Raw genomic sequence first — 10,326 nt, forward strand, 5'->3', positions numbered from 1 at the left:
ACCGCCATGAATAACAAGCTTGCCGTCATGACCATGCCTACCCAACGCCCCGGAGCGGCGACCAGTTCCCTATTGCTATGCGCTCGGACTCCGAGCTCGCGCCCGTCATCGATTAGTTCAGAGAAGCTTGTTTGCGATGTCCCATGCTCAACATCAACCCCAACATGCTGCCTCGCCTCGACGAGATCGAGACCGATCTCCTGGCTCGCCGGGCCCGTGCCGAGCAGGAGGGATGGCTCGGTGAGATCGAGGGCATCGACCTCACCCTCACCTTCCTCCGTCAGAAACGCGAAGAGAGCCAGCGGCTGGCTCGCATCGCGCCGGTCAACCTCAGCATGCCGGGTCTCCGGTCTGCAGAGAGCGACCGATGACCAGAGCTCGGCGATCACGAGTCGGCAAGGATCGCGGCTCTCAGCCGGTCGTACTCGTCGACAGCAGCGGGCACGACGTCGAAGTAGTCGTCCCAAAAGCCGACGCGCTGCCATTCCCGCGGCGCCAATGTCAGCCTGCCGTCCCCCAGCTCGGCGACCCAGCAGCTCGGCATTCGGCTGCTGACGACCGTGAACATCGCTGCATCCCACAGTCCTGGGCTGTCTCGGTACTCCGTGGTGTCGAGCAGCTCAGGGATACGGAGCAGCACTCGGTTCGCAGTAGTCAGGACTTCCAGCACCGGGTACTCCGCTCCGACACGTATGGAGGGGTGATCGGTCACAACCTCTCCGGTCGCCGGGCTGATGATTTGGATGCAGCGGACGATCATGCGGGCAGCCTACGCAGGCACAAGGTCTACTCAGCCCGTCGGGTTGCAAAGTGCAGAGAAGCGATGGTCTGGTTCAGAGAAGCTTGTGTCAGATGCTCACTCCTGAGACCAGACCCCGCCCAACGGGCACGGCTCGTCGACATCCGCGACAACCTCATCGCCCGCATCGCCGAGGCCCAACGCGAAGGCTGGCTCGGCGAAGTCGAAGGACTCCGCGTCAGCCTGGCCGGCGCCGAGGACAAGCTCGCTCAGGTCGACGCCGCAATCCAACAGCACGCCCGCACCACGAATCTGGGCATGCCCACCTTCACCAAGCTCGCCGGAGGGACGACAACCGAACTGGGACAATCAAGGGGTGGCCAGCAATGAGATCCGGTTCGAGCACCGGCAAAAAGACGAGCGTGGCGTGTTCGAGGTCGTCCCGAGCGTCGACGGAACGCCACTCACCCAGCTCATCGACAGGTTCGAAACCAAGGCCGGAATGCAGCCCGCTGGCGATGCGTACGGAGGTCTCATCCCGGATTTCTTTCGGTTCGGTCCCATGCAGGACCACTTCCACGGACGGTCCACCGACGCCATGGGTGAAGGGTGTCTTTACTGCCGCATGGTGGCTGAGCAGCGGCTTTGCAGACACCCGCGTCCCGGGCATGATCGCGGTTCGTGGGTCTGCGACTGATGTACGTGATCTTTTGTCGGCTGCTGGGCTGGCTGACGCTGCTGGGGCGGTCCTCTGCCGCGCACAAGGCCGAGATCCTTGCTCTGCGCCATGAGGTTGCCGTACTGCGACGGCAGATCGGGCAACCGCGGATGTCGTGGGTCGACCGCGCCGTACTTTCCGCTCTCGCGCGGCATCTGCCGTCCGCCTTGCGTCGCCATCGGCTGGTCACCCCAGGCACACTGCTGTCCTGGCATCGGCGTCTGGTGCGCTGGAAGTGGCGTCAGCCGCCGACCAGATCCGGCCGACCACAACTGCCTGAGGAACTCGTCGCGCTCATCCGCCGCCTCGCGACACAGAATCCGACCTGGGGATACGTCAGAATCCAGGGGGAGCTGCGGCGGCTCGGCCACCGAGTCGCGGCCGCCACCATCCGGCGTATACCGGCCTTCCGCCCGCACCGGTGCGCGCCACCTAACAGTCCTGGTCCACCTTCCTCCGCAGCGAGGCCCACACACTGCTCGCCTGCGACTTCCTGCACGTGGACACCGTCCTTCTCAGGCGTCTCTACGTCTTCTTCGTCATGGAGATCAAGACTCGGCGCGTCCACGTTCTCGGGGTCACCGCGCATCCGACCGGCGAGTGGGTAGCGCAGCTCGCCCGGAATCTGCTGATGGACTTGGGAGACGAAGCAGGGAGCTTCCGGTTCCTCATCCGCGATCGCGATGCCAAGTTCACTACCGCCTTCGACACCGTCTTCGCCGGCAACGACATCGAGGTCATCCAGACCCCGCCGCAGAGCCCACGGTCGAACGCCTTCGCGGAGCGTTGGATACGCACCCTGCGCACCGAATGCACCGACCGCCTCCTCATCACCGGCGAACGGCACCTGCGCACCGTCCTCGGCAAGTACACCGAGCACTACAACACCGGCCGCGCCCACCGCAGCCTGCAGCTGCGAGCCCCCAACGACGAACCCAACGTCATCCCCCTGCCCGCCGCAGCAGTTCAGCGCCGTCGAGTACTCGGCGGACTGCTCAACGAGTACCACGCCGCGTCCATCACGCCTCTTCAGCCGCCACCAGAAACGCCCAGTTCAGCAGCGTGATTGGAGTTTTGACACCCTTCACGACTCTGCTGCGCAATTCCCGTCGGTTATGCGGTGAGGTGGTAGCTGAGGCGGGTGAGGCGGCTGGTCCGGGTGCTGCCGAGGGGTTGTTCGCTCCAGTGGGCGTGGAGGCGGATGATGTTGATCGCGGTTGCGGAGAAGGCGTGCTGGAGACGGACTTTGGGCAGGCCGCGGTAGCGGGCTCGGCGGATGCCGGTGAGGTCGAGGGCCTGGTTGATCGTCCCCTCGATGCCCGAGCGCAGGGCGTACTTGTCCTTCCAGGTCTCGGTCTTCTGCTCGATGCGGGCCGCGGTGAGGGTCTCGTGCAGTTCCTGGGGGCGGACGGTGAGCATGCGCCGGCCCTGGCGGGCGGTGGTGCACGCGGTGTGGTGGGGGCACGGGCTGCAGGTGCTTTTGGCGAAGGTGACGACGATCGCGTTCTGGCCGTGCTGGCGGACGGGGTTCCAGTTGCTGCTGATCCGGCCTGCGGGGCAACGGACCTGACGGGCCTTCCAGTCGACGTGGAAGGCGCTCTTGTCGTAGCCGGTGGCGGCCCTGGCCTGGGACGAGGGGTCGAGCAGGACCGGGCTGACCATGGTGGTGCCCCGGGTGAGGGCGGCGTGGATCAGCTCGGCTGAAGGGTAGCCGGAATCGAGGTAGTGCTCGCCCGGTTGCAGGCCGCGTTCGGACAGAGCGCGCTGGATGGGTTCGGTAGCCTTCACGTCCGGGACGGTAGCGGTCGTGGTGTACACGTCCGTGATCAAGTTCGGCCGTCTCCCGCCCTGGCCCGCACCACCGGTTGCAGTTGCGGTTGCGGTTGCGGTTGCGGGGGGAGTGTCGCAGGTCTCGGTGAGATGGACCTTGTATCCCATCCAGAACAACTCATCGCCCTTGGCGGACCAGCGCCCATCGGGATCGTAGGGGGAGGCCAGGCGCAGATGGCCGGGCGGGACGCCGTCCGTGTCGGCCTCCCGCTTCCTGATCACCTCCCGTCCGCGTGCGTCGGTCCGGACGGTGTACGTCTGGACCAGGACCTGGCGCAGGATGGCGACGGGTTCGACCTCCCGCAGCCACACCGGCGCCGAGGGGTCCCACACCGCCCGGCACAGGGTCAGCGCGTCCTGGCCGAAGACCTCACCCAACCGGTCCCGTTTCGTCTTCGATGACGGCATCGTCCAGCCGTTGATCCGTTCCCCGTAGCGGTGGGCGAGCTCGGGCACGTTCACCGTGTCGGCCAGCCACCCGGGCGCGGCGGCCGCCAGGGCCTCCAGCGCGGCCCGCACGCTCTGGCCGGCCAGCTCCAGCCGGTTCAAATCCCGCACCGCGCTGATCACATGGGTCGAATCGGTGCGCTGCTTGCCCCCGGCCCCCACCAGCCCGGCGTCCTTGCAGTGCTCAAGGAGCCGGTCGAAGACCACCCGCTCCATGCCGTGCTCGACCAGACGCGCCCGGAAGCGGGACAGCACGCTGTCGTCGAACCCGGTATCGGTCAGCTCCGCGCCGATCGCGTACTTCCAGTCGATCGCCCGCACCGCCATCGCCGCGGCCTGCCGGTCGGTCAGGTTCTCCGCGAACTGCAATACCGTGACCAGCGATAACACCCCCGGCGAGAGCCCCGGAGCACCCCGCACCCCGAACGCACCGGCGAACGGCTCGTCGTCAAAGACCTCGCCGAGCCGGTCCCGCACCCGCATCGCCACACTCCCCTTCGGGAACGCTGCACGCGCCACCGCAATGGTCCCTTCCGGGATCGGCGGCAGTCCCCCCGGCTGCAACGACATCGCTCACCCTCCCCGCGACCGCACGACACAAGACGGCCACAGACACGATCATCCCGCACCGGCCGGACACAGAGCCGGGAATTGCGCAGCAGAGTCCTTCAGCCCACGGTGCGGACTGCGTCCAGGTTCGGGGCCATGTTGGCGTACAGGTCTCCGCGGCCATACTCGGAGCGCAGCCACACGCCCTGGATGTCGGGGATCACGTTCTGGATCTGGTGCGGCATCGTCTCGGCCCGGTAGTGCGTGCCATAGCGGGCGTTGAGCGCCGTGGCCATGGCCTCCGAAGCGAAGGTCAGGATCCCGTCGATGTCGCACACCAGCGCCGGGCGCCGGAGGGCGTCGTCGAAACCGCTGGGCCCGCCGGTGGCCTCTCGCAGCGTGGCCGGGATGTTCTGGGCGGCCCGCTCGATCGAGGTGCCGGATGCCTGAGCCGCGGCCGTCAGGTCCGCCAAGTGATGTGCCGGTCGTCTCCGTGATCATTCGTCGGCTTGTGGCACCCACAGTCGAGACAGACAGCGACCACCTCCCCCGTTGACGCTGCACGTTCTACGCCAGAAAGAGAACACATCGCCCGGTCCGCCCGGCACCGGTGGCTAGCGGTGAACGCACCCCACTCGCGCCTCGTTCGTGCCGGAGCACGCTCCGAACGCGGCCAACTCGTCGAACCTGGAAGCCCACGCAGCATAGACCCACTCAACTGATCGGTAGACCTTGACCATTGCTTCACGACAAGAGCATGATCACGCAATCAATGGGAGGGAGAGCCAGTGACGAAGGCTCAGCTTGGCAGACGGACGGCCCTGGTCGCGGCAGCGCTGACGGGGTCCATCTCGCTCTTCGTTTCGCCCTTGGCAGCTGCATCGGCCAGCAAGAGTGGCGAGACCACCACGGGGGCAGACGCCGTGACAAGCCATCAGGTAACGGACCAGCACATGCTCGCCATCGAGAAGAAGCAGGAGGTACTCGACAAAATAGCCGGAGAGATCACCGAGGGGCTATCCGAGTCCGACCGAGCAAAGATCCCCGGGTTTACGGAAGTCGCAGTGGATCCCGACCACAACGACCTGCGGCTGTACTGGAAGGGCACACCGCCCCAACGCGTGAAGCGTATCCTCGCCCACCTGCCCACGGGAGTCACCACCAAGGTATTTCCCGCCCTCTACTCCAAGGCTGAACTCCACGCCGCGCGCAACAAACTGCTGCACGGCGGCAAGCCAGAAGACCTGCACATCCCCGGTAACACGACCCCGATCCGCATAACCAGCATCGGACCGGCCGTGGACGGCAGCAGCCTCCAGATCGGCTACGACGAGGACCACGGCACAGGGAAGCGCGACCACGCAGATCCGCTGGCTGCCGGTGTCCGACAGTCCAGGACTGACGAAGTGAAGGCACTCACACGACAGTTGACCGGTGTCAGCACCGCAGCCATCTACAAGCCGCTCAGCGTAGATCTCTCATCGCGTCAGCAGGATTCCTCACCTTGGTACGGGGGTGCCGCCCTGAGGAACCCTTCGGGAGGTATCTGCTCTAGTTCCTTCGCCGTGAAGAACGGGCAGGGCCACTACATGATGAGCACCGCCTACCATTGCAATGGCGGCAACGGCCAGTGGAGCACGTACTGGGGCGGCACCCCCGTCGGAACCAGCGACGGCCTTCAGCAGTCGGCTAGCGATGACGCTCTCGGGATCGACCTTCCGTCCGGTCTTTCGGCTGGCGACCTCTACGATGGACCGGCCAGTGAAACCGATGGATACTACAAGGCTGTCAGCGGCTGGGGTCACAACAACGTCGGCGACTACGTCTGCACCGATGGCGCCAACTCCGGTATCCACACCAATGTCCAGATTTCTCAAACCGACATCGGCGTCACAGGGGAAAATGGCGTCTACCGTCCAATAACCGACCTGGCGTACGCGACCGCGCCGGACGGTGTTGCGGCCGTCAACGGCGACAGCGGCGGCCCGGTCTTCGCAGGTGTGAACAACTACAGCACCGATGAGGCCCGCGGCGTGATCACAGCGCTCGACACGACGATCACCTGCCCTACCGGCTACTACACCCTCGATCACACGGTGCGTCCGCCATGGTGCCTCCACGGCGTGTACTACGTACCCATCTACCAGATCCTTTCCGACATGAACTGGACCTTGGTAACCGGGTGATCGAGTGAGTCACACGCCGGGGGCGCATGCGCTCACGCCGCACCAGCCTCCGGCGATTGGCAAGGTCAGTAGACTCACAACCTCGGTTCCGACGCCAGACACAACCTGGAGTGACATCGTGACTGAGAGTCCATCGCGACGCCTCCGCTACGTTATCGGAGCGATCGTTGCTGCAGCGTGCCTTGGTCTCGTCGCCACAGGCTGGCTGGCATGGGATCACTCACACATCCATGATGCCGACATACCGGGCGATGTCCTCCTCAGTAGCGACGGCCGCTCCCTCAGTACACCGGTGGCTTGGACCGGCTGCGAGGACCGCCCCAGGTTCGTTGCCCACGAGACAGCCCACGAGGTCGCTCTGGTGCTGGAACGCAAACGCCACGCCTTCTTGCCCAAGAACACCGTGTGCAATGGCGGAGACGACGCGCTGGTCACCACAGCATTGAGTCATCCGCTGGGCAGCAGGAAACTCACCGATGCGATCACGGGAAAGAGCATTACTCCCTTCCCCGGCGCCAATCTCCTCCGCCCTGGCTATTTCCCCAAAGGCTACGTTCTCGTCAACAAGGCGCTCCTGACGGACAGCAGCGGCCCTCCCTACCACAAAACAAGAACACTCACCTGGGACAGCACCTACCAGCGAGACACGAACAAAGCCGAAGACCCCGAGGCCATTGCCATCATTCAGACCATCGGGCGGTCCGCTGACGTACCAGGATCCCCGGTGTCCATCAACGGATACTCCGGCCGCCTGCAAGATGGACCACTCCCTGCTGCCACATGGTTCGACGGGACCTACACGATCAGCGTGCGAGGCGGAGACTCACGCATCGCCACCAGCGAGTTGCTCAAGATCGCTAAATATCTACATCGCTGACCGGAGGCTGACGCCCTTGCCGAACATGCGGCTCGGGCAGCTCCGCGGTGAGGTACCGGGCGAGCGTCAACATTGCGGGTGCCGATAAATCATCCGCCCTGGTCACGGCCTTGATCGGCAATCTCTGATGCGGCTGCTGGCCAGCCCGCTGTCTTCACCTGGGCAGGGGCGGACGGCATCATGATCGGTCGTGCTGCTGCGTCTGACGTACCTCGCCGCTACCAACATCTTCACCCTGCTACGTCTCCTGCCGATGCGCGACCACGACAAAAACATCGAGATCCTCGCCCTGCGGCACCAACTGCTCGTCCTGTAACGCCAGGTCGTCAAGCCCACGTTCACCGACACCGACCGCGCTGTCCTCGCCGGCCTGCTCCACCACCTCTGCGGGTGCCGATAAATCATCCGCCAGGTCGCGGCCTTGATCGCCATCTTCTGGCCGTGCCCGCCGATCGCGTGAAAGGCCTCACCCACTCAAGGCATCAACGGCATCGTGATCTGTCGTACTGCTACGCCTGGCCTACCTCGCCGCGACCAACGCCTTCGCCCTCCTGCGCCCGATGCCGATAAGCGACCGACACAAAGACACCGAGATCCTTGCCCCACGGCACCAACTGCTCGTCCTGCAACGCCAGATCGGCAAGCCCACCTTCATCGACACCGACCACGCCGTCGCTGGTCTCTAGCAGACGGAGAAGCAAGAACCGACCGCCTGACGCCTGTCGATCTTGTCAGGCGCCGTCATTCCCCATCAGGCACACGAACTCCGGCGCTGTACCCGGCGCGACTGTTCTGAAGTCCAGCACGGCGGGGTAGACCATGCGGGTGCCGGGATCCAACTGACACGACGGCACGCTGCTGAAGAACTTGCGGCCTTGGCTGTCTGGCAAGATGTCGGCGCTGCATTGGTAGTGCGGCGTGTTCATCAGCAGGACGCCGTCGCGGCCGGTGTCCGAGCCGCTTCCGGTGAAGGCGATGCAATAGTTCGCCCCCGGGTCGCCGCCCACCTGCGGCATAGAGAGGAGATGGACCGTCTGAAGCGTCGGGAATCCCCCGCAAAGCTCGTCTATCTGTGGGATGAAGTACGGCGCCCCGTCGGCGCAAATGGCGCTGACCGGCTGGCAGCTGACCGGCCCCGTCGCCGCCTTGAAATGCACGGTGATGCACGACGGGGACGCGGGAGCGGCGGCCTGCACCGGCTGTGTGGACGACGGCGAGGCGGGCAATGAGCCGACGGCCGACGGCTTCTCAGAGACCGACGCAGTGGGTGCGGCACCCGGCATCTTGGAGCCGCTGCGGGTCACAATCGCCGTGACGCAGCCGCCGAGGACCATCAGAACGGCCGCAGCAACAGCGATGTCTTTCCACCTGCGGCGCGCCTGCACCTGAACGATCGGGATGTTGTCCAGGGTGTCCCCGTTGTGGAACCGGATCAGATCCTCATCCGGTCTCGGCGGTCGCTCAGGCGGCGTCGTTGCGTCCACGCATCCCCCTGGATCTCGTCAACAATTGACACAGAGTAATCCCGCAGCAACGCCGCCCGCATGCCAGTGAAGATTCCTCTTCCGCATCAGTTGAAGACAGCGAGCCCTGTGGGTGCCGACAATCCTGTCACCTACGCTGAGCTGCGACTTGAGGTCACGATGTGATCACATAGAAAGCGCTCGTGAGCCCGTCAGCGCACGCTTGGGAATCGTGACGTTCCGTCTGGCCTACCGATTCGGCTGCCTACTGCTCGGCTGGCTGCACCTGTTGGCCCGCTCCTCCGCGGCCAAGGATGTCGAGATCCTGGTGCTGCGCCATCAGCTGAGCGTCCTCGAACGCGGCAGGCCGAAGCCAGCCTTCTCCCTCGGTGACCGGGCGGCGATCACCGCACTCGTTCGACTGCTGACCAAGCGTCAACGCCTCAACCTGAAACTCCTGGTCACCCCGCGTACCGTGCTCCGCTGGCACGCGATGTTGGTCGCGAGGAAGTGGACCTATCCGCACCGAGGCCCGGGTCGCCCGGCCAAGCCCGAGGCATTGCGTGCTCTGATGCTGCGCCTGGCTCGCGAGAACGACGGATGGGGGTATCGCCGGATCCACGGTGAACTACTCAACCTGGCCTGGAAGGTCGTCGCCTCCACCATCTGGGAGATCCTGCAGCGGGCCGGGGTCGATCCGGCGCCCCAACGTGCCGATCACTCCTGGGCGAAGTTCCTCACCGCCCAGGCTCAAGGGATCCTCGCCGTCGATGTCTTCTACGTGGACACGGTCTTCCTGCGGCGCCTGTTCGTCCTGTTCTTCGTCGAGCACGGCTCCCGGCGGGTGCACATCGCTGGCGTCACCCGCAATGTCACCGCCCAATGGGCCACCCAGCAGGCCCGTAACCTGCTGATGAGCCTGGACGACGTGCGCAACGCCGGCATCCGGTACCTGATCCGGGACAACGCCGGGTACTTCACCGAGTGCTTCGACGCGGTCTTCAGCGCCGTCGGCGCCCGGGTAGTGCCGATCCTGCCGGGCGTGCCCCGGATGAATGCGATCACCGAGCGCTGGGTCGGCTCGTGCCGCCGCGAGGCCACCGACCGCGTCCTGATCACCGGAGAGCGGCACCTGCACCTCGTCGTCGAGGAGTACGCCGACCACCACAACGAACATCGGCCTCACCGATCACTCGGACAGCACTGCCCCGGCGATGTCGGTGCGCCCGAACCGCCCGCCGTCGATAGCCCATCACGTGTCATCCGACGCGACCGTCTTGGCGGCCTCATCCATGAATACGCGCAGGTCGCATAGGGTGACAGGGTTATCGGCACGCACAGGCTGGTACCGGCACATCACCCTCGCCATGCTGGCCCACGCGTTCCTCACCGCCCTAGTAGTGCTTGGTCAGATTGGTATTGGGGTGGGTATGTCGCGGTGGCATGTGGGGCAGGCGCCGGTCCAGGTTGCGAGGAGTGTCTGTATCTCGCGGATGACTGAGTAGAGGCTCAGGCCG

At 65.2% G+C, this 10,326-nt stretch carries 14 protein-coding genes; 9 read left to right on the forward strand and 5 right to left on the reverse strand.

Annotated elements, in window-relative coordinates; all coding sequences use genetic code 11:
- Together P2L57_RS39290 and P2L57_RS39295 are read right to left on the reverse strand one after the other, a co-directional pair.
- Positions 1-389, reverse strand: a 389-nt coding sequence (locus tag P2L57_RS39290) for a hypothetical protein (protein WP_275823298.1), incomplete at its 3' end; no start/stop codon positions are given.
- Entirely contained in the window at positions 386-712 is a 327-nt protein-coding gene (locus P2L57_RS39295; protein WP_275823300.1) for a hypothetical protein, read from the reverse strand. The genes P2L57_RS39290 and P2L57_RS39295, both read right to left, overlap by 4 nt.
- Here P2L57_RS39295 and P2L57_RS39300 point away from each other — a divergent pair.
- The 4 genes from P2L57_RS39300 to P2L57_RS41040 all read left to right on the forward strand — a co-directional run bounded on the left by P2L57_RS39300 (position 701) and on the right by P2L57_RS41040 (position 2,523).
- On the forward strand, positions 701-1,129 hold the full coding sequence (locus P2L57_RS39300; protein ID WP_275823302.1) for a hypothetical protein: 429 nt from the start codon (positions 701-703) through the stop codon (positions 1,127-1,129). The genes P2L57_RS39295 and P2L57_RS39300 overlap by 12 nt on opposite strands.
- On the forward strand, positions 1,116-1,436 hold the full coding sequence (locus P2L57_RS39305) for a hypothetical protein (RefSeq protein WP_275823304.1): 321 nt from the start codon (positions 1,116-1,118) through the stop codon (positions 1,434-1,436). The genes P2L57_RS39300 and P2L57_RS39305 overlap by 14 nt, the downstream gene beginning before the upstream one ends.
- 131 nt (positions 1,437-1,567) lie before the next feature.
- Positions 1,568-2,065 (forward strand): IS3 family transposase, encoded by a 498-nt coding sequence (locus tag P2L57_RS41035; protein WP_372516096.1) that lies wholly within the window; start codon positions 1,568-1,570, stop codon positions 2,063-2,065.
- Positions 1,957-2,523, forward strand: coding sequence for an integrase core domain-containing protein (locus tag P2L57_RS41040; protein WP_372516094.1), 567 nt, complete (start codon positions 1,957-1,959; stop codon positions 2,521-2,523). The genes P2L57_RS41035 and P2L57_RS41040 overlap by 109 nt, the downstream gene beginning before the upstream one ends.
- 47 nt (positions 2,524-2,570) lie before the next feature.
- Here P2L57_RS41040 and P2L57_RS39315 read toward each other — a convergent pair whose 3' ends face one another.
- Together P2L57_RS39315 and P2L57_RS39320 are read right to left on the reverse strand one after the other, a co-directional pair.
- Positions 2,571-4,253: an IS1182 family transposase gene (locus P2L57_RS39315; RefSeq protein ID WP_275823306.1), complete on the reverse strand. Its 1,683-nt coding sequence runs from the start codon at positions 4,251-4,253 to the stop codon at positions 2,571-2,573.
- A gap of 149 nt (positions 4,254-4,402) precedes the next feature.
- Entirely contained in the window at positions 4,403-4,756 is a 354-nt protein-coding gene (locus P2L57_RS39320; protein WP_275823310.1) for a hypothetical protein, read from the reverse strand.
- A 315-nt stretch (positions 4,757-5,071) separates the two neighbouring features.
- On the opposite strand from P2L57_RS39320, the gene P2L57_RS39325 reads away from it, so the two are divergent.
- From P2L57_RS39325 to P2L57_RS39340, 4 genes are all read left to right on the forward strand, one after another.
- Complete coding sequence (locus tag P2L57_RS39325) at positions 5,072-6,469, forward strand: chymotrypsin family serine protease (protein WP_275823312.1); 1,398 nt, start codon at positions 5,072-5,074, stop codon at positions 6,467-6,469.
- 118 nt (positions 6,470-6,587) lie between these two features.
- Entirely contained in the window at positions 6,588-7,346 is a 759-nt protein-coding gene (locus P2L57_RS39330; protein WP_275823314.1) for a hypothetical protein, read from the forward strand.
- Between the two features lie 190 nt (positions 7,347-7,536).
- Positions 7,537-7,662: a hypothetical protein gene (locus tag P2L57_RS39335; protein WP_275823316.1), complete on the forward strand. Its 126-nt coding sequence runs from the start codon at positions 7,537-7,539 to the stop codon at positions 7,660-7,662.
- A gap of 244 nt (positions 7,663-7,906) precedes the next feature.
- The gene (locus P2L57_RS39340) at positions 7,907-8,032 is read left to right on the forward strand and encodes a hypothetical protein (protein WP_372516095.1); all 126 of its coding nucleotides are present in this window, start codon (positions 7,907-7,909) and stop codon (positions 8,030-8,032) included.
- 45 nt (positions 8,033-8,077) lie between these two features.
- Here the strand turns inward: P2L57_RS39340 and P2L57_RS39345 are convergent, their stop codons facing one another.
- The gene (locus tag P2L57_RS39345) at positions 8,078-8,830 is read right to left on the reverse strand and encodes a hypothetical protein (RefSeq protein WP_275823318.1); all 753 of its coding nucleotides are present in this window, start codon (positions 8,828-8,830) and stop codon (positions 8,078-8,080) included.
- Between the two features lie 211 nt (positions 8,831-9,041).
- On the opposite strand from P2L57_RS39345, the gene P2L57_RS39350 reads away from it, so the two are divergent.
- Entirely contained in the window at positions 9,042-10,124 is a 1,083-nt protein-coding gene (locus tag P2L57_RS39350) for an integrase core domain-containing protein (RefSeq protein ID WP_275823320.1), read from the forward strand.
- Positions 10,125-10,326: the final 202 nt, after the last annotated feature.

The sequence above is a fragment of the Streptantibioticus ferralitis genome, assembly GCF_029223525.1.
Taxonomy (GTDB): Bacteria; Actinomycetota; Actinomycetes; order Streptomycetales; family Streptomycetaceae; genus Streptantibioticus_A; species Streptantibioticus_A ferralitis.